General features: G+C 77.0%; 12 protein-coding genes. 5 read left to right on the forward strand and 7 right to left on the reverse strand.

The window, feature by feature from the left end:
• The first annotated feature begins 117 nt into the window (after positions 1-117).
• Both rfbB and HNR12_RS26525 read left to right on the forward strand, forming a co-directional pair.
• Positions 118-1,107, forward strand: coding sequence for a dTDP-glucose 4,6-dehydratase (rfbB, locus tag HNR12_RS26520; RefSeq protein ID WP_179770103.1), 990 nt, complete (start codon positions 118-120; stop codon positions 1,105-1,107).
• A complete protein-coding gene (locus tag HNR12_RS26525) occupies positions 1,097-2,548 on the forward strand; it encodes an NDP-hexose 2,3-dehydratase family protein (RefSeq protein WP_179770104.1) in 1,452 nt (483 codons plus the stop codon). The genes rfbB and HNR12_RS26525 overlap by 11 nt, the downstream gene beginning before the upstream one ends.
• An 86-nt stretch (positions 2,549-2,634) precedes the next feature.
• Here the strand turns inward: HNR12_RS26525 and HNR12_RS26530 are convergent, their stop codons facing one another.
• The 6 genes from HNR12_RS26530 to HNR12_RS26555 form a co-directional block, all read right to left on the reverse strand.
• Positions 2,635-4,554 carry a chorismate-binding protein gene (locus HNR12_RS26530; RefSeq protein ID WP_179770105.1) on the reverse strand — a complete coding sequence of 640 codons (1,920 nt, stop codon included), beginning with the start codon at positions 4,552-4,554 and terminating at the stop codon, positions 2,635-2,637.
• The gene (locus tag HNR12_RS26535; RefSeq protein ID WP_179770106.1) at positions 4,551-5,246 is read right to left on the reverse strand and encodes an isochorismatase family protein; all 696 of its coding nucleotides are present in this window, start codon (positions 5,244-5,246) and stop codon (positions 4,551-4,553) included. Before HNR12_RS26535 ends, HNR12_RS26530 begins: the two co-directional genes overlap by 4 nt.
• Positions 5,247-5,288: 42 nt before the next feature.
• Positions 5,289-6,059 carry a 2,3-dihydro-2,3-dihydroxybenzoate dehydrogenase gene (locus tag HNR12_RS26540; RefSeq protein WP_179770107.1) on the reverse strand — a complete coding sequence of 257 codons (771 nt, stop codon included), beginning with the start codon at positions 6,057-6,059 and terminating at the stop codon, positions 5,289-5,291.
• Between the two features lie 57 nt (positions 6,060-6,116).
• Positions 6,117-7,283, reverse strand: coding sequence for a 3-deoxy-7-phosphoheptulonate synthase (locus HNR12_RS26545; protein WP_179770108.1), 1,167 nt, complete (start codon positions 7,281-7,283; stop codon positions 6,117-6,119).
• Between the two features lie 144 nt (positions 7,284-7,427).
• The gene (locus HNR12_RS26550; protein WP_179770109.1) at positions 7,428-8,690 is read right to left on the reverse strand and encodes an IS701 family transposase; all 1,263 of its coding nucleotides are present in this window, start codon (positions 8,688-8,690) and stop codon (positions 7,428-7,430) included.
• Between the two features lie 356 nt (positions 8,691-9,046).
• Complete coding sequence (locus HNR12_RS26555; protein ID WP_179770110.1) at positions 9,047-9,751, reverse strand: TioE family transcriptional regulator; 705 nt, start codon at positions 9,749-9,751, stop codon at positions 9,047-9,049.
• Positions 9,752-9,852: 101 nt separating this feature from the next.
• On the opposite strand from HNR12_RS26555, the gene HNR12_RS26560 reads away from it, so the two are divergent.
• On the forward strand, positions 9,853-11,028 hold the full coding sequence (locus HNR12_RS26560; protein WP_179770111.1) for an erythromycin esterase family protein: 1,176 nt from the start codon (positions 9,853-9,855) through the stop codon (positions 11,026-11,028).
• A 280-nt stretch (positions 11,029-11,308) separates the two neighbouring features.
• On the opposite strand, the gene HNR12_RS29660 is transcribed toward HNR12_RS26560, so the two are convergent.
• Positions 11,309-14,854 (reverse strand): LuxR C-terminal-related transcriptional regulator, encoded by a 3,546-nt coding sequence (locus tag HNR12_RS29660; protein WP_218902057.1) that lies wholly within the window; start codon positions 14,852-14,854, stop codon positions 11,309-11,311.
• Positions 14,855-15,306: 452 nt separating this feature from the next.
• Here HNR12_RS29660 and HNR12_RS28900 point away from each other — a divergent pair, with 452 nt between their 5' ends.
• Together HNR12_RS28900 and HNR12_RS26575 are read left to right on the forward strand one after the other, a co-directional pair.
• Positions 15,307-17,010, forward strand: a complete 1,704-nt coding sequence (locus HNR12_RS28900; protein WP_179770112.1) for a zinc-binding dehydrogenase — start codon at positions 15,307-15,309, stop codon at positions 17,008-17,010.
• 40 nt (positions 17,011-17,050) lie between these two features.
• Positions 17,051-18,625 carry a class I adenylate-forming enzyme family protein gene (locus HNR12_RS26575; RefSeq protein ID WP_179770113.1) on the forward strand — a complete coding sequence of 525 codons (1,575 nt, stop codon included), beginning with the start codon at positions 17,051-17,053 and terminating at the stop codon, positions 18,623-18,625.
• Positions 18,626-18,627: the final 2 nt, after the last annotated feature.

The following is an 18,627-nucleotide window of genomic DNA, read 5'->3' on the forward strand; positions in this document are numbered from 1 at the left end:
TATTCGCGCGTTGAGGGCGCCCATTTCCTCGACAAGGCTGCATATCAGCAACCGCTCTGCGATTCTCCGGCCTTGTCGTTCCGGCTCAGGCGGGCCGGGGCCAACGGAGGTGTCGAAATGAAGATCCTGGTCACCGGAGGCGCCGGATTCATCGGCTCGCACTACGTGCGGTCGGTGCTGGCCGACGCCGCTCCCGGTGCCGAGGGCGCCCGGATCACGGTGCTCGACCGCTTCACCTACGCCGGCAACCGCGCCAACCTGCCCGAGGAGGGGCCGCGGCTGTCCGTCGTGCGCGGCGACATCTGCGACGCGGGCCTGCTGGCCGACCTGGTCCCCGGCCACGACGCGGTGGTGCACTTCGCCGCCGAGAGCCACGTGGACCGCTCGATCGCCGGCGCCGCGGAGTTCGCCCGCACCAACGTGCTGGGCACCCAGGCGCTGCTGCACGCCGCCCACACCGCGCGGGTGCCGCGCTTCCTGCACGTCTCCACCGACGAGGTCTACGGCTCCATCGCCGAGGGCCGGTGGGACGAGAACGAGCCGCTGGCCCCCAACTCGCCCTACGCGGCGTCCAAGGCCGGCGCCGACCTGATGGTGCGCTCCTACGCCCGCACCCACGGCATGGACGTGTCCATCACCCGCTGCTCCAACAACTACGGCCCCTACCAGCACCCCGAGAAGGTCATCCCGCGCTTTGTCACCAACCTGCTGGAGGGCGAGCGCGTGCCCCTCTACGGCGACGGGCTCAACGTGCGCGAGTGGCTGCACGTCGACGACCACTGCCGCGCCCTGCACCTGGTGCTGGCCAAGGGCCGCCCCGGCGAGGTCTACAACGTCGGCGGCGGCGAGGAGCACACCAACCGCGACCTGACCGAGCGGCTGCTGCGGCTGTGCGGCGCCGACGCCTCGGCCATCGAGTGGGTGGCCGACCGCGCCGGGCACGACCGCCGCTACGCCCTGGACGACACCAAGATCCGCACCGAGCTCGGCTACGCCCCCCGGGTCGCCTTCGAGGACGGCCTGGCCGACACGGTCGCCTGGTACCGCGCCAACCGCGCCTGGTGGGAGCCGCTGCGCCCGGGGAAGGACGGTGGCCATGGCGCCTGAGACCGCCCACCCGACCGCGCCGCTCAACGGCGCCTCCGCCGCGCCGCTGGGGCAGGAGGGCACCGGCCCCCTGCTGCGGCCCCGCCGCGAGGGCGGGGCCGCGGCCGCGCTGCGGGCCTCGGCCGCGCTGACCGCGCCCGAGGACGCCGCGCCCGAGGACGTGCTCGCCTGGCTGTCCCGGCGCGCCGACCAGGGCGGGTTCTCCGTGCGGCCGGTGCCCTTCGCCGAGGCCGACGGCTGGCACCTCCGCGCCGACACCGGCGACCTGGTGCACCGCAGCGGCGGCTTCTTCACCGTGGAAGGGCTGCACGTGCGCGCCGACTCCGGCGAGGAGGCGGCCGAGTGGCACCAGCCCATCATCAACCAGCCCGAGATCGGGGTGCTGGGGATCCTCGCCCAGCGCCGCGGGGGCGTGCTGCGGTTCCTCATGCAGGCCAAGATGGAGCCGGGCAACCGCAACCTGGTGCAGCTCTCGCCCACGGTGCAGGCCACCCGCAGCAACTACACCGGCGTGCACGGCGGCCGGGCGGTGCGCTACCTGGAGTACTTCATGGGGCCGCGCCGGGGCCGGGTGCTCGCCGACGTGCTGCAGTCCGAGCACGGCTCGTGGTTCCTGCGCAAGGTCAACCGCAACATGCTGGTGGAGGTCGCCCCCGGCGCCGACGTGCCCGAGCACGAGGACTTCCGCTGGGTCACCCTGGGCGCGCTGGGCCGGCTGCTGCGCCACGACAACGCCGTCAACATGGACGCCCGCACCGTGCTGGCCGGCGCCCCGGTTCCGGAGGGCGCCGACCGCGCGCTGCACGACGACACCGCGCTGCTGTCGTGGTTCACCGGCGAGCGCACCCGCCACCGCGTGCGCACCCGCACCGTCCCCCTCAAGTCGATCCCCCACTGGGTGCGCGAGGAGGACCGGATCCGCCACGAGGCCGGCCGCTACTTCGAGGTCGTCACCGTCGCGGTGGAGGCCGGCACCCGCGAGGTCGCCCGGTGGTGCCAGCCGCTGCTGCGGCCCTGCGGCCTGGGCGTCACGGCGTTCCTGCTGCGCCGCTTCGGCGGGGTGCCCCACGTCCTGGTGCACGCCCGGCCCGAGGGCGGGCTGATGGACGGCGTGGAACTGGCCCCCACGGTCCAGTGCACGCCCGCCAACTACGCCCACCTGCCCGCGCCGCCGCCGTTCCTGGACGCCGTGCTGGCGGCGCCGCCCGAGCGCGTGCGCTACGCGGCCGTGCACTCCGAGGAGGGCGGGCGGTTCCTGCACGCCGAGAGCCGCTACCTGGTGGTGGAGGCCGACGAGGCCACCGCGCCGCTGGCCGAGCCCGCCGGGTACCGCTGGGTGAGCCTGGACCAGCTGCACGCGCTGGTGCGCCACACCCGCTACGTCAACGTCCAGGCGCGCACCCTGCTGGCCTGCTTCGCCTGCGGGGCGGTCGACCTGTAGGGCGCCGCCGCGCGCAGCGGCGAGGGGCCCCGCCTGCGGCGGGGCCCCTTTCGCGTGCCCTTCCGCCCGGCCGCGCCGGGCCGGGCTCAGCCGACCTCGGTGGCCACGGGCGCCAGCACCCCCGCCAGCATCCGGCCGAGGATGTCCACGCCGTCGCGGGTGAGCAGCGACTCCGGGTGGAACTGCATCGAGGCGAACCCGGGGCCGCGCAGCGCGTGCACCTCGCCGGTCCAGGGGTCGCGGCTGACCTCCACCGGCCCCGCCGCCAGGGCCGGGGCGAGCACGTCCTCGGCGCTGCGCGCGGAGAACGTGTTGTAGAAGCCGACGCGCTCGGTGCTGCCGAACAGGTCGATGGTGTGCTGGGCGCCCTGGTTGGGCGCGGGGCGGCGCACCACCTCCAGCCCCAGCTCCTGGCTGAGGACCTGGTGGCTCAGGCAGACCGCCAGGAACGGCCGGCGGTCGGCCAGCAACCGCCGCAGGCCCGCCCGCAGCGCCGCGATCTTGGGGTCGCCCAGGTCGCGCGGGTCGCCCGGGCCCGGGCCCATCACGACCAGGCCGCGGCCGTCCAGGCACGGGTCCTCGTCGAAGCGGCACACCTCCACCCGCGGGCCCAGCGCCCGCAACTGGTGGGCCAGCATCGCGGTGAACGTGTCCTCGGCGTCGACCACCAGCACGTCCAGACCGGCGAAGGGCCGCTCGGCGGCGGCGCCGGCGGCGCCCAGCCAGAAGTCCGACACCCGTTCGTTGCGCCGCCGCAGCGCCGCCCGCACCTGCGGGTGGTCGCCGACGCTGCGCGGGGTGCCCTCCAGCGCCGCGATCATGCCCGCCGCCTTGGCGCGGGTCTCGGCGGCCTCGGCCGCGGGGTCGGAGTGGCGCACCAGGGTGGCGCCCACGCCGATGCGGGCGCGGCCCTCCGGCGAGATCTCGGCGGTGCGGATCATGATGGCCGAGTCCAGGCTGCGCGCGCCGGCGGCGTCGCGGCCCAGCAGGGCCAGCACCCCGCTGTAGTGGCCGCGCCCGCCCGGCTCGTGCCGGGCGATCACCCGGCAGGCGCTCTCCAGCGGGCTGCCGGTGACCGTGGGCGCGAACAGGGTCTCGCCGAGCACCTGGCGGGGGTCGCGGCGGGTGCTCCCCTCGATCACGTACTCGGTGTGGGCCAGGCGGGCCATCTCGCGCAGCCGGGGGCCCACCACCCGCGGCACGGTGTCGCAGACGCGGGCCATCATCTTCAGCTCCTCGTCCACGACCATGTACAGCTCGTCGGTCTCCTTGGCGTCGTTGAGGAAGCCCAGGACGCCGTCGAGGGTGGGGCCGGTGCCGGGGAACCGGTAGGTCCCGCTGATGGGGTTCATCCGCGCGGTGCCGCCGTCCACGCTGACGTGCAGCTCCGGCGATGCTCCCACGAACGCGCCGTAGGGGGTGTGCACGGCGAACGTCCAGTAGGCGCCGGACTCCTGGGCCAGCAGCCGCCGGAAGAGGGTCAGCGCGCTGGCCGGGGAGTAGTCCTCGATGTGCGCCACGAAGGTCCGCTTGAGCACGAAGTTCGCGCCCTCGCCGCGCCCGATCTCGCCGTTGATGATGTCGCGGGCGACGGCGGCGTAGTCCTCGTCGCCGATGTCGAACCCGCCGTCGGCCAGGGTGATCCCCGAGTCGCCCACGCGCGCCAGCACCTCCTCCAGCGCGACCTCCTGCTGGTCGGCGACCTGGAGCGCGATGAGCGGGGCGCCGTCGTCCACGCAGGCGAACCCGCGTTCGGCGAGCTGGCGGTAGGGGACCACGGCCACCACGTCGTGGCGGGCGCGGCCCGGCCCCTCCAGCGGCGGCAGCGGCAGGTCGGCCAGCCGGGGCACGGCCGCGGCGGTGCCGGTGAGGACCTCGACCCGGTCGGGGCCGGGGCCGGAGTGGGGGCGGTGCAGCAGCGCGAACGCCTCGGGCGGGTCGCGCAGCACGGCCGCCAGCAGGTCGCGTCCGGGGGCGGCCTGGGGGGTGGAGGGGGTGGTGCTCACGCGCGCACCTCCTCGGCCAGGCGCCCGCCCACACCGGCCCGCCGGCCTTCGGCGGCGTCCAGCGCGTCGAGCAGGTCGGCGGTGAGGCGGACCATGCCGCAGCGCTGGGCGGTGTAGTCCAGGGCCAGGCGGTGGTAGCCGGGTGCGAAGTCGGCGACGGCGTCGGCGGCCAGGAACACCCGGATGTCGTTGGTGAAGGCGTCCACGCAGCTCATCAGGATGCCGACGTGGGCGTAGACGCCGCACACCAGCAGTTGGTCGCGGCCCTCGGCGCGCATGCGCTCCAGCAGGCCGGTGCGGTGGAAGGCGCTGTAGCGCCACTTGGTGAGCAGCCAGTCGCCGTCGCGGGGCGCGAGCCGGTCCACCACCGCCCGGTCCTCGGGGGTGGCGTCCATGCCCGGGCCCCAGAAGTCGCGCAGCAGGCCGCGCTCGCTGGGGCTCATGCCGCCGGGCTGGGCGGTGTAGGCCACGGGCACGCCCAGGCCGGCGCAGCGGTCGCGCAGCAGCCCGCAGTTCTCCACGAGGCGGTCGCGCAGCGCCGGCGCCGATCCGAACGGGCGCAGGAAGAAGCGCTGCATGTCGTGCACCAGGAGCACGGCCCGGTGCGGCTGGAGCGTCCAGTCGGCCGTGTTGGCCGGCAGCTCCCCCGCGGTGGGCATGGGATAGGCGCTGATGGGCGGGATGGCGGGCATGGGTCCCCTTTCTCGCGGGGTCGGCGGGGGCGCCCCGGCGGATCAGACGCCGAGGGTGGCGCCCCCGTCGACGGTGAGGGTGTGCATGGTGATGTGCCGGGCGGAGTCCGACAGCAGGAACGCCACGGCGGCCGCGACGTCCTCGGGCGCGGCCAGGCGGCGCAGCGGGATGCCCACGCGGTAGGCCGCGGGGTCGCCGTCGAGGGTGCGCGCGCGGTCGGCGGCGCCGGCCCACATGGAGTGCAGCATCGGGGTGTCGGTGGAGCCGGGGGCCACGGTGTTGCAGCGGATGCCGTGCTCGGCCAGCTCCAGGCCCAGGCACTTGGTGAACATCTCCGAGGCCGCCTTGGACGCGGCGTAGGCGGCCATGCCCTTGCGGGCGGTGCCGGCGGCGTTGGAGGTGACGGTGACGATCGCGCCGCGCCCGCGCGGCACCATCCGGGCCGCCGCCGCGCGGCTCATGGTGAACACCCCGGTGGCGTTCACCCCGATGCTCTCGGCCCACTGGTCGTCGGTCAGCTCCCAGGCCGGGCCCAGCCGCAGCACCCCGGCCGCGTTGACCAGGTGGTCCAGCGGACCCAGGCGGTCCTCGACCGCGGCCACCGCGCGGCGCGCCTCGGTGTCGGAGCGCACGTCGGCGGCCAGCGCCAGGACGCCGTGGCCGTCGGCCGCCAGGTCGGCGGCCAGGCGGTCGAGCCCCTCCTGGGTGCGGTCGACCAGGGCGACCGCCGCGCCCTCCTCGGCCAGCGCGCGGGCGACGGCGGCGCCGATGCCGCCCGCGGCGCCGGTGACCAGTGCCGTGGTTCCCTTCATGGCGTCGTGTCCTCTCGGTCGGTGGGGGAGCGGCGGGGTCAGGGCCGCGGGGCGCCTTCAGGCGTTCCAGGCGGCCACCACGGCGGTGGCCTGGCCCGGGTTGAGGCGGGGGTCGCAGAAGGACGTGTACTTGCCCGGCACCTGGTGCACGCGCGAGACGTCCTGGACGCACTCGGTCACCGGTTCGGGTGTGGTCTCCAGGTGCAGGCCGCCGGGCACGCCGCCGGCCTCGCGCACGGCCGCCTGGAACTCCCGGACCTCCTGCACGATCGCCTCCACGAACCGGGTCTTGAGGCCCGAGGGGGCGGTGACGGTGTTGCCGTGCATGGGGTCCGACATCCAGATGACGGGGTGGCCGGCGCGGCGCACCGCCTCGACCAGCTCGGGGAGCCGGCCGGTGCGCCCGGCGCCCATGCGCACCGTCAGCGTCAGCCGGCCCGGCTCGCGGTCGGGGTCCAGGCGCTCGCACAGCGCCAGCAGCTCCTCGGGGGTGATGGTGGGGCCGACCTTGCAGGAGACCGGGTTGACCACCGAGGCCAGCAGCGCGGCGTGCAGGCCGTCGGCTGCGCGGGTGCGCTCGCCCAGCCAGGGCCAGTGCGTGGAGGCCAGCAGGTGCCGGCCGTCGGCCGAGCGGCGGGTCATGGCCAGCTCGTAGTCCAGCAGCAGGGCCTCGTGCGCGGTCCACACCGACGGGCAGCCCTCGCGGGTGCGCCCGCTCAGCCAGCCCAGGTGGCCCATGACCGCGTGGGCCGAGGCGTAGCCGGTGAGCATGCGCTCGGGGTCGGGGGTGCGGGACTCCGGGTCGGGGTCGGGGGCGTTGACCATGTGGCCGCGGTAGACCGGCAGGTCGCGGCCGCCGACGCGCTCGACCGGGCGCGACCGCGGCTTGGCGTACTGGCCCGCGATGCGCGCGGCGCGCACGACCGGCCGGCGGGTGATCATCTTCAGGGTTCCGGCGATCGCCTCGGCGAGGCCGGACTTCGCGGCGACGTCGGGCCCGCCGCTCTCGGCGGGGTCCTCGGCGCAGTCGCCGACCACCACGGCCTGGGCCTCCCCGGCCGCCACGCGCGCCAGCAGGCCGCGCAGCCGGTCGGTGTCGCGCCGGCGCACCAGCGGCGGCAGCTCGGCGAGCCGGGCCCGCACCTCGGGCAGCCGCGGGTGGGTGGCCCAGTCGGGCTGCTGGGGTGCGGTGTGCGAGCGGGCGGCGAGCAGGTCGATGTCCACGGGGTCCTCCACTGTCCTCCACTTGCCGGGCGCCGCGGGCGCGGCGCCGCCGGTGACCGGACGCGTTCAGCGCGCCCGCGTCGGGTGGCCTGTGGCTGCGCGCCGGGAGTGGCGGCGCGCGGCGCTGGGCTCGGGCGCCGCCCTTCAGGCCAGGGGGCGGCGCGTGGCACGGTGGTCGGTGCTGAAGGCGGCGACGGCGTGGGCGGCGGAGGCCAGGGTGATGTGGCGGTGCCACCCGGCGAAGGAGCGGCCGGCGTAGTCGCGCAGGCCGACGCGGTCGCCGATGGCGTGCAGGGAGACGTCCACCCGCCGCACCAGGGTGCGCAGCGCCCACAGCGGCGGCGCGCTCCGGTAGGCGGTGCGGCCCGACAGCCAAATCTCCTCGGGCCAGGTGCCCCCGGCCGGCGCGGTGCCGGTGACCGCCAGGTCGGGCTCGCCCGGGCGGGTCTGGCCGGGCAGGGCCACCCCCACCGATACGCCCAGCACCGGGCGCGGCGGGCGGCCGGCGCGGGCCCCGGGCAGGGGGCGGCGCAGGGCGCGGGCGGCGCGCATGATCCGCTCGGCGGTCAGCACGGTGCCGGTGTGGCCGGTCAGCGCGGGATCGGCCACGGCGAGTTCGCGGTCGCGGGGCAGCCGGGCCACCGGCGTCATCCCGGCGGCGCGCAGCCGGCGCAGGGCGGGGACGGGGTCGGCGCCGTCCAGGTCGAGCAGCACGGGCGCTGAGGGCAGGCCCCACTCGGCGGCCATCTCCAGGCAGGCGTCGGCGGCGAGGTCGGCGTAGCCGCCGGTGCGGCCGTCGCCGCCCGGCTCGGGCATGTCGAGCTGCCAGTGGACGGGCACGGCCGTGCGGTCGGTGACGAACCAGACGCCCACGGCGCGCTGGGCGCTGACCACCCGGCCGCCGTCGGAGAAGAACCGGCCGACCCCGGCGGAGTGCTGGCCCGTCTTGGGGATGATCAGCGGGCGCACCACCCAGGCGCGCGGCGGCAGCCAGCCGGCCAGCCGCTGGGCCAGCGTGCGGCGCACGGGCAGCCAGTCCCAGGTGGAGTTGCAGATGAAGTGGTGCAGGCTCTGGCCGGTGGCCGAGCAGCTCTCGGCGCCGCCCAGCCCGGCGGCCATGTTGCGCACGGACTTGCGGCCGGGCGTGGCGAGCAGGCCGCGCAGGTAGGCGACGCCCTTGCCGCGCTGGTCGCTGCGGGGCAGGGAGGCGAACAGGTCCTCGCTCAGCTCGCGGAAGATCGGCGACGCGGTGAGCGGGGCGGGCCGCGTGCGCAGCGGCCGCGCCGGCCGCCCGCGGTGCTCGCGTACGGGCCGCACCCGCGGGTCGGGGTGAAGGGGGTGGCCCGCGTGCGCCGGATGCCCGGAGCCGACACGCGTGCGCGGCCGGTGCGCTGTTCCAGTGTCCATTCCTGCCTCCGCTGATCGTCTCCGCCGAAATCGATTTCATTTCTGTTTCGCGGTACTGCTCGGAGAATAGGAATCGCGTGGCGCGGAATGAATGGCAATGCCAATGGCAATATGTTGTGCGCGGGGAAATGCGGGAAACGGCAGTTAATTGCCGTGGAAGAGGCGGGCGGCGGGGCGGCGGGCGGCGGGCATGGCAAGGGGGAATGGCACGAGGGATGGCAAGTGAGGATGACAAGGACGATGACAAGGACGATGGCGGGGGGACCGGGACGCCGGTCGTGCGGCACGGGGGAGGGCCGAGATACACCGCGGGCGCGGGCCGGCGGCGCGGAGGAGACGGAGCGCGGACCCCGGCGCTAGGCGGAGTACACCCGCAGGTAGCGGCTGAGCAGGGCGGCCGCGTCGAGCATCGCGCGGCCCCGGGCGGTCAGCCTGCGCTGCCACTCGGCCAGGGCGCCGGCGAGCGCGTCGGTGCCGCCGGCCGTGCGGACCTGGGCGACCACGGCGGCGATGCGGTCCAGCGGGTAGCCCCCGCGCCGCAGGAGGTGGGCCAGTTCGGCGTCGCGCACGTCACCGGCGCGGTAGAGGCGGTACCCGGTGGCGGGGTCGCGCGAGGGGACCACGATTCCGGCGTCCTCCCAGTTGCGCAGGGTCGCCGGGGTCACCCGCAGGCGGCGCGCGAGTTCGCCGATGGTGCGGGCGCCGGTGTCGGCCGCCGTGCCGGGGGCGGCGCCGGGGTCGGCGCGCAGGTGCTCCACGGCCTCGCGCACGCCGTCGAGGGTGGCGCGGTCGCGGAGCAGTTGGGCGTGGCCCTCGTCCACGGCCGCCAGGGCGTCGTCGATCCGGCCGCCGTGGACGGCGTTCATGATCCGCCCGGCCGCGGCGTGCCCGTGGGCCGGGACGAGCGCGAGGAAGGTGCGCAGCGCCGCCGCGTGGAGGTCGGTGTAGACCCGGTAGCCGGCGGGCGTGCGCTCGGCGGCGGGGAGGAAGCCGTCGCGCTCGTAGTTGCGGACCGCCTGGGTCGAGATGCCGTGCTCGCGCGCGAGGTCCAAGGGCCGCATGGATACCACCGGTTTGAGACTTTCAGCCTACGGACAGCCGTCCAGACGGACCGGATCGGCCCTGAGTCTCAACGGTCCTTTCAAGGATACGCTTGAGCCACATGACTCAGGACATGTACCACTTCGTCCCCGACTCCTGCGCCCTGCTGGGGATCGGGGAGCCCACGCACGGCGAGCCGGCGTTCGCGCTGGTCCGCAACGAGCTGTTCGCCCGGCTGGTCGACCGGGGCTTCCGGTCGATCGCCCTGGAGACCGACCGCGTGGCGGCGCTCGCCGTCGACGACTACGTCCAGGGGGGAGCGGGCACCCTCGAATCCGTGCTCCAGGAGGGGTTCTCCCACGGTGTCGGGGGCCTGGGCGGCCCGGAGGCCACCGGCCGGCTGCTCGCCTGGATGCGCGAGTACAACACCGGGCGCCCGCCCGAGGAGCGGCTGGCCTTCCACGGGTTCGACATCCCCACGGAGATGATGAGCGCGCCCAGCCCGCGCGCCTACCTGGAGCACGTCCGGGACTACCTGGGACTGGACCTCGACATCGCGGGCGCCGCCGGTGCCGACGAGCGGTGGAGCCGCACCGAGGCGGTCATGGACCCGGCCGCGTCCATGGGCGCCACGGCCGAGGCCGGGCGGCTGCGGGTGATCGCCGACGACCTGCTCACCACCCTTTACGCGCGGGCGCCCGAACTCGTCCCGGCGACCTCGCGCGCCGCCTGGCGGCGGGCGCGGACCCACCTGACCGCCGGGATCGGACTCCTGCGCTACCACGAGCGGTGCGCGGAGGACATCGACCGGCAGGAGCGCTACACCCGCCTGCTCATCACGCGCGACGTGCTCATGGCCGACAACCTCGCCGACATCCGGGCCGCCGAGGCGGGGCGCGGCCCCACGCTGGCGTTCGCCCACAACACCCACCTCCAGCGCAACCCGGGCCGGTGGCGGACGGAGAGCCTGGACCTCACCTGGTTCTCCGCCGGCGCCGTCGCGGAGCAGTCGGCCGGTGAGAGCGGCTACACCTTCATCGCCGGCAGCCTGGGCCGCAGCGCGGCCATGGGCCTGGCCGAGCCCGAGCCCGGCACCTACGAGGCCGGACTCCAGACGCGGGCGGCCCCCTGGGGCCTGGTCCCGGCCGACACGCTCCCGCCCGCCCGGAGCCGCACCGACCACCGGCCGGAGCAGGGCTACTTCCCGCTGGACCGGGAGACCGTCGCCGCCGCCGACGCGATCCTGCACCTCGCCGACGGCACGGCCGCCGCCGAATCCGTCCAGCCCCGGCCCTAGCGCGCCGGCGCCGCCGTCGAGTCCAGGGGGCGGCCGTTCCTGCGAGGGCGGGTGTGCGCCACCCGGGGCGATGGCCGCGTTTCTGGTCCGGACAGGGGGTCTCGGGGAGGCGGCGAGTCCCCTGGTCCGGCGGAGGCGGGCTGCTTCCCCCGGACGGACAACGGGTGCGCGCGCCCGCCCAGGCTCCGGGCCCGGCGAACTGCGGTGGTCGTGGTGGTACAGCCCGGGCCGGGGGCGGCCTGGGGGCTTCCGGCCGGCCCGGGCTGCTGTCGGGGTGCGATCAGCGCTCGGGGCCGTCCGCCGACGCGCGGGTGACCCAGCGCGCCACCTGGACGCGGGAGGAGCAGTCCAGCTTGCGCATGATCTTGCGCAGGTGGTTGATCGCGGTCCACTCCGCGATGCCCAGCGCGCGGGCGATCTCGCGGTTGGTCATGCCCTCCGCGACCAGGCGGGCGACCTGGGTCTCGCGCGGGGTCAGCGGTGAGTCCGGCGGCATCGGTGCCGCCGACTCGGGCCGCCCGGCCTGCTCGGGCCGGGGCAGGGCGCCGGGCTCGGCGGCGGTGCGCGGGGCGCTCGGCGCCGCCGCCCGGTACGCCGCCCGCGAGCCCGCCGCCGGGGCCGGGCCCGTTCCCCGTGCCGCCTCGGGGCGCATCACCGCCGCCGTCGCCGGGGGCGTGCCGGTTCCGGCTTCGCGGAGCGCGCCCGGCACCGCCTCCGAACGCACGGTGCCACCCGTCTCCGGGAGCGGCGGCGACACCGCCGCGCGGCCCGTGCCGAGGGGGGCGCCGTGGCCGCCGCGCGGCTCCGGGGCGCGGCCGGACCGCACCGCGCCACCCGCCGGGATGCCCGTGAACACGGCCTCGGCGCACGCCCCGAACCCCGTCTCCGCACCCGGTTCCGGGTGCCCGGCGACGGTCGCCGCCGTGTGCGCCGCCGGTGCCGGGTCGGGCGCGTTGGCCAGGGCCGCGTGCGGGCGGCCCCCGGCGGCGCCCCCGAGGGGCGTCCGGGTCGGGGCGTCGGGCTCGGTGGCGAGGGCCGCCGCCACCGCCGTGTCCAGGTCGAACTCCGCACCCCGCTCCCAGGCGGCCGCGACCGCCTCGGGGCCGGCCGCCGCGCGCGCCGCGTCCATCGCCTCGCGGACCCGCCGGGCGAGGTCGTGCGGTGCCGTGCAGCCGAGGTCGGCGCGCAGCGCCGACGCGGCGGCCAGGGCCGCCACCGCCTCCTGCGGCCGGCGCCCCACGGTGCCCCGGGCGATCCGCAGCGCGGCCCACTCCTCCAGGGCCGCCGCGCCTCCGGCGCGGTCGGCGCGCTCGCGGGCCCGCTCCAGGGCCGCGCGCCCGCGCCGCTCGGCGTCGGCGGTGCGGCCGCGCGCGGCGCGGGCCGAGGCCAGGACCAGTCCGGCGAGCAGGGCGCCCTCGGTGTCGCCGACGCTCTCGTAGGCGCACACCGCGTCGACCGCCGCCGCCTCGGCCTCGTCGGGCCGTCCGGTCGCGAGCAGGGCCTCGGCCAGGTGGCGCAGGCAGTGGGCGCGTTCGCCGGTGAGGACGGCGCCGGTGCGTTCGTGCGCGGCCCGCGCGTCCCCGGCCGTCCCGGCGGTGTCGGACCAAGCGCCCGTGCCGCCGCACCCGTCGGCGCGGCCGGGGAAGCCGAAGACGCCCTCCGCCCGCCCGCGGCCGGTGCCATCGGCGCCGCCGAGGACGTCGAGCAGGCCGGCGGGCGCGCCGGCGCGCCCGCCCAGCGGCGCGGCGGACGACAGCCGCCCGGCGAGCCCCGCCCCGGCGTGGCCGCCGCGCGGGGCGCGGTGCCGGCGGAGCCCTCCGTCGGCCGCGCCGAGGCCGGCCGCGGCGGCGGCGAGGCCGCCCGTCAGGGGGCCGGTCCGCCGGTGCGCGCCATGGCCGTGGGCGCGCCTGCCGGAGCGGATCCCGCCGCCCGCCGGCACGGCCGGCCGGTCGGCGGCGGACCGGCCCGCGCCGGTCCCGCCGCCCGCCGGCCCTCCGGCGGCCGCCACCCCGCCGCCGGAGCCCCGGGCCGCGGCCGCCCGCGCGGCCGCGCCGCCGTCCGCCTCGGCCGCCGGTCCCGCCGGGACGACCGCCAGGCCGGCGCCGCGGCGCCGCTCGCGCCAGGCCGCGCCGGAGCCCCCGTCGCCCGGGACGCCCGCGCCGCCGAGCACGCCGCGCGCGCCGCGTCCGCCGGCGCGGCCCGCAGCGGGCTCGGCGCGGTGCAGCGCACGCAGGGCGTCGACCGCGTCGAGCGCGCCGCGCAGCAGCGGCAGCGCCGCGGCGTGGTCGCCCCGGTGCACCGCCAGCGCGCCCAGGCGGCGCTCGGCGATCGCCGCCCGCAGCGGTTCGTCCAGCAGCCGGGCCGCCGCGAGCGCCGCCTCAAGCGCGGCCCCGGCCCGCGCGTGCTCGCCCTGCCAGGTGAGCAGTTCGCCCAGGGCCGAGCCCGCGTCGATCGCCGCCTCGGCGCCCAGGGCCGGGTCGCGCAGGGCCTCCTCCAGAAAGGTCGCGGTGCGCCGCAGCCCGCCGCCGACGGGCCAGGTGGGCGCGAGCGCGCACGCCAGCCGCACCGCGCCCGCGACGTCGCCGGTGTCCAGCAGGAAGTACTGCGCGGACTCGGCGTCGACCCGCCAGCGCCCGGGCACGCGGCGCGGCGGCGCCCAGGGGCCCGCCGCCACCAGGTCGAGCAGGTGGCGGGCGTGGGCGCGCAGCGCCTCCTCCAGGCGGCCGTCGCGGCGCAGCCGCTCCAGCACGTAGCGCTTGGTCAGCCCGCCGACGCGGAACACCAGACCGCCCCCGCCGAACGGCCGCACACCCTCCGCCGCCGCGGCCGGCTCGGCCGGGCCGTGCGCGGCCTCGCCCGCGTCGGCCTCCTCGGCGCTGAGCAGGCCGGCGTCGACCAGCCGCGCCACGCGGACGCGCGCCCGCGCGGTGCCGCCGCCGGCCAGCGCGGCCGCGGCGGCCAGGTCGACGCCGTCGTGGTAGGCGGCCACGCGGCCGAGCAGGTCGAGGTCGCCCTCGCACAGCCGCTCCGCGCAGGAGTCGATGGCCGCGCGCATGTCGGCGTGCCGCGACAGCGTGCACCCGCCGTCGGCGGCCAGCACGCCCAGGTCGGACTCCAGCACCGCCAGCACGTCCTGGGGTGTGTACAGCTTCAGCTGGCCGGCGGCCAGTTCGATCGCCAGCGGCAGGCCGTCGGTGCGCTCGCACAGCCGCGCCACCGCCTCGGCGTTGCCGGGCGTGAGGCGAAATCCGGGCCGCGCGGCGCGGGCGCGGCTGACGAACAGCCGCACCGAGGGCAGGGCCAGCAGGGCCTCCGGCCGCGGCGCGCCGCCGGCCGGACCCCGGCGCGGTCCCGGCGCGGGGACGGGCAGGGCGCGCAGCGGGAAGACCTCCTCGCCGTAGACGCCCAGCGCCTCGCGGGCGGCGACCAGCACGGTCACCTCGGGCCGCTCGGCCAGCGCCCGCGCCAGCGGTCCGCCCAGCAGCGCGCCCAGACCGGGCCCGCCGTCCACGGCGAGCAGGAAGCGCGCGGCCGGGCGCGGGGCGCCCGGGGCGGTGGCGGGCGGCAGCGCCCGCAGCAGCCGGTCGGCCACCGCCGACTCGGTGCGGGCGGACTCCACGTCGAGGGCGGCGGCGCCGGCGCCGAACCGGTGCGCCACCGCCCGGAAGACCGCTGCCGCCAGGGCGCTCTTGCCCACCCCCACCGGTCCGGTGATGGTCAGCACGCGCACGGCGGGGTCTGCCAGGCGGCGCTGGAGGGCGTCGAGTTCGGCGTCGCGGCCGATCAGGGGTGTGGAGAAGTGGGTCCACGGGGTGCTCGGGGCCACCGGGGCCCGCAGAGCCCCCCGGGGTTGGGGGGCACTCGGGGTTCCGGGAGTGCTCGGACTGCTGGGACTGCTCGGGTCGTCGGCGGTGTGGCGCCTTGCGTGTGCCATCACGGTAGGGATGGGGTGCACTGTGCGTCCTTGGGCGAAAGATCGAAAACCACGGATGGGGCTGCCCGGCGGCTTATGGCCTGTTCGGGCGGTCTCGGTCGCGGCTACTGGTCACTGCGGTCCGCCGTGACTGGCGGCCGTTCTTCGCCTGCACCGCAATGCTAGGAAGCGTCACGATTCGGTAGCAATGTGCATCCGTCACGAATCGGGTGTTCGTCGGTGAGGGGTGCCCAGGTGAGGGATTCCGCCGCCGACGCGGGCGCCGCGGCGTTCGCGCTGGAGATGACACAGGGTGCGCCCGCGCCCCGGCGCCGCCCGAGGGGGCGCGGCCACAATGGCGCACCATGCGCTCCGCTTACATCGAGGCGCTCGGCCCGGCCGAGCACATCCGCTACGGCGACCTGCCCCCACCGCGGCCGGCTTCCGGCGAGGTGCTGGTGGACGTCGCCTACACCGCGGTCAACCACGTCGACACCTTCGTCCGCTCCGGTGCGTGGCGCACCCCGCTGACCTTCCCGTTCGTCATCGGCCGCGACCTCGTGGGCACCGTGGCCGCCGACAGCCCGCCGGCCGGGGGATTCGTGCCGGGTGAGCGGGTGTGGTGCCTGAGCATGGGCCACGCCGGCCGCCAGGGCGCCGCCGCCGAGCGGGTCGCGGTGCCCGCGGACCGCCTCTACCGGCTCCCGCCCGAGGTGCCCGGGGCTGAGGCCGCCGCCCTGGCCCATCCCGCCGCCACCGCCTACCTCGCCCTGTTCGTGCACGGCGGGCTGCGCCCCGGCGCGCGCGTGGTGGTCGTGGGCGCCGGGGGCAACGTGGGCGGCGCGGCCGTGGTGATGGCGGCAGAGGCCGGGGCCCGCGTGACGGCGGTCGCCTCGGCCGCCGACGCCGCCTACTGCCGCGCGCTGGGCGCCGAGGCCGCCGTGGACTACCGCGCCCCCGACCTGGCCGGTGCGCTCGCCGCGCTGCACCCCGAGGGCGCCGACCTGGTGGTCGACGCCGCCGGCCGCAACGACGTCGAGACCGCCGTGCCGCTGCTGGCGCGGCGCGGCCGCATGGTGCTGCTGGCCGGCATGGCCACCCGCCCCGTCCTGCCCGCCGGACCGCTCTACCTGCTGGACCGCACCGTCACCGGGTTCGCGATCTCCCAGGCCGCCACCGACGAGCTGGCGGCGGCCGCCGACCACGTGGCCCGGCTGGCGGCGGCGGGGCGGCTGCGCCCGCGCCGGGTGGAGGTGCTGCCGCTGAGCGAGGCCGCCCAGGCCCACCGCCGCCTGGAGGCGGGGGAGGGCGCGGGGGTGCGCTTCGTGCTGGCCACCGGCGTCGGCGAGAGCGCCGCGGGATCGGCGCGATCCGGCGCGGTCGAGGCGGCCCGGGCCGGCGGCGCCGCCCCGGCCGCCCGGCCCGGCGCCGCCGCCCGCCCTGGCAGCGCCGACGGCGCCGACTTGACCAACGCCCCCGGCGGCCGTGGCCCGGACGGCGCCGCGGCTGCCAGCCTCAGCGCCATGAGTACTTCGATTGTGGACCAGTCCCCGCTGTTCGAGGTGCGCGCCGAAATCCGGGTCGCCGCGCCGCCGTCCGCCGTCTACACGCTCGTCAGCGACCTGCCGTCCCAGGGCAAGTGGAGCCCGGAGTGCCGGGGCGGCGAGTGGGTGCAGGGCGAGCCGGGGGCCGTGGGCTCGGTCTTCCGGGGCGAGAACTACCGCGCCCAGGACGTGGTCGGGTGGGCGCCGCTGGTGCGCGGCACCTGGCACACCGAGGCCCGCGTCGTGGCCGCCGAGCCCGACCGCACCTTCCGCTGGATGATGCTCTCCCACGCCAAGGAGGACCAGGAGAGCATCTGGGGCTTCGACGTCGCGCCCGACGGCGAGGGCGGCTCGGTCCTCGTCCACCACTTCCGGATGGGCCGCGCCACGGCCGGCATCCACAAGATCGTCGCGGACCTCGACGAAGAGGACCGCAAGCGGTTCATCGCCGAGTGGACCGAAAAGCTCGAATCCGACCTCGCCGTGACGCTGAGCCGCATCAAGGACGTCATCGAGCAGGCGTGACCGGCCGCCGTTCACGCGCGACGACCAGGACGGAAGGGCAATGTTCCTACAGCGCATCGCAAACAAGGGCATCCGGCTGGGCACCCTGTTCGACCGGGCCGCCGCCCGGCACCCGGCCTCGCCCGTCATCCTCGACCACGACCTCGACATCGCCCCCGAGACCGGCCGGCGCCCCTCCCTGACCGAGCTGGCCCGGGTGGTGGCCGACGCGGCCTCGCGCCTGTGGTCGGTGCGGGTCCGCCCCGGCGACTACGTCGTGGTCCACAAGTCCGACAACTTCGACATCTCCCTGCTGGCGTGCGCCATCGCCCGCATCGGCGCCATCCCGGTGATGCTGTCGGCCAAGCTCGACGGCGACACCGTGGCCCAGCTCATCCGCCGCGTCGACAACCCCTACCTCCTCACCGACCAGGCCAAGCTGGAGACCGAGCTGCCCGCCGAGGTGTTCGACACCTGCCGCACCGTGCTGCTGGTCTCGGGCACCTACGAGGGCGCTGTCTCCCTGGCCTCCCTCGCCGGCGCACCCCGGGTGCGCCCGGTCGAGATGCCCCCCTCCCACCCGACCCTCATCACCCACACCTCCGGCACCACCGGCCTGCCCAAGCTGGCGGTGCACACCGGGCACACCTTCCAGGCCCGCTACCGGCCGCAGGCCACCATCGTGGGCGCGGCGGTGCGGCGCAGCGAGCCGGTCGCCGTGCACGTGTCGTTCGTGCACTCGCGCATGTACACGGCCATGCCGATCTCGATCCTGCAGGGCCACCCGCTGATCGTCCTGCGCGACGACGACCCCGAGCGGGTCGCCGAGGTGTTCTCCCAGGTGCCGCCCGGGTTCATCGAGGCGCACCCCAACACCTTCCTGCGCTGGGAGGTGCTGGCCGAGGACCCGCGCAAGCCGCTGGCCAACGTCAAGTACTTCAGCAGCACCTTCGACGCCATCCACCCCCGCACCGTGCAGCGCATGCTCTCGGCCTCGCGCCGGCGCAACCCGCTGTTCGCCCAGGCCTACGGCCAGAGCGAGGTCGGCCCCATCGCCGCGCGCACCTACAACCGCGCCATGGGCGACGACTTCGACGGCCGGTGCGTGGGCCGGCCGTTCCCCGGCATGACCGGGGTGCGGGTGGTCAGCCGCGACGGCCGCCCCGTCACCAAGTCCTCGCCCGGCTACATCGAGGTCAGCAGCGACGGCCGCATCCTCACCTACCTCGGCGAGCACCACCGCTGGGAGAAGCAGGCGCAGGGCTCCTGGTGGCGCATGGGCGACCTGGGCTACCGCACCAAGTGGGGCTGCCTGCACCTGCTCGACCGCGAGGTGGACGAGATCCCCGGCATCGAGAGCACCCTGGAGATCGAGGACCGGCTGTTCGCCCGTCTGCCCGCCCTGGTGGAGGTCGTGATCGTGCCCTCGCCCGAGGGCGCCCCCGTCCCCGTCGTCTGCACCCGCGACGACGAACCGCTCGACCCGGCCGCCTGGAAGCGCGCGGTGGAGGACCTGCCGCCGCTGGCCGACCCGGTGCAGTGGCGCCTGGAGGACCTGCCCCAGACCGCCACCACCAAGATCAAGCGCCTGGAGCTGGCCGGCCGCCTGCACCAGGCCGCCGCAAGCGGCGCCTGACC

This window comes from Streptomonospora nanhaiensis, from assembly GCF_013410565.1.
Taxonomy (GTDB): domain Bacteria; phylum Actinomycetota; class Actinomycetes; order Streptosporangiales; family Streptosporangiaceae; genus Streptomonospora; species Streptomonospora nanhaiensis.

Excerpts from the sequence above, each read along its gene's own strand:
- rfbB (WP_179770103.1), top strand. The coding sequence starts at position 118 with ATGAAGATCCTGGTCACCGGAGGCGCCGGATTCATCGGCTCGCACTAC.
- HNR12_RS26525 (WP_179770104.1), top strand. The coding sequence starts at position 1,097 with ATGGCGCCTGAGACCGCCCACCCGACCGCGCCGCTCAACGGCGCCTCC.
- HNR12_RS26535 (WP_179770106.1), bottom strand. The coding sequence starts at position 5,246 with ATGCCCGCCATCCCGCCCATCAGCGCCTATCCCATGCCCACCGCGGGG.
- HNR12_RS26540 (WP_179770107.1), bottom strand. The coding sequence starts at position 6,059 with ATGAAGGGAACCACGGCACTGGTCACCGGCGCCGCGGGCGGCATCGGC.
- HNR12_RS26550 (WP_179770109.1), bottom strand. The coding sequence starts at position 8,690 with ATGGACACTGGAACAGCGCACCGGCCGCGCACGCGTGTCGGCTCCGGG.
- HNR12_RS26555 (WP_179770110.1), bottom strand. The coding sequence starts at position 9,751 with ATGCGGCCCTTGGACCTCGCGCGCGAGCACGGCATCTCGACCCAGGCG.
- HNR12_RS26560 (WP_179770111.1), top strand. The coding sequence starts at position 9,853 with ATGACTCAGGACATGTACCACTTCGTCCCCGACTCCTGCGCCCTGCTG.
- HNR12_RS28900 (WP_179770112.1), top strand. The coding sequence starts at position 15,307 with ATGCGCTCCGCTTACATCGAGGCGCTCGGCCCGGCCGAGCACATCCGC.
- HNR12_RS26575 (WP_179770113.1), top strand. The coding sequence starts at position 17,051 with ATGTTCCTACAGCGCATCGCAAACAAGGGCATCCGGCTGGGCACCCTG.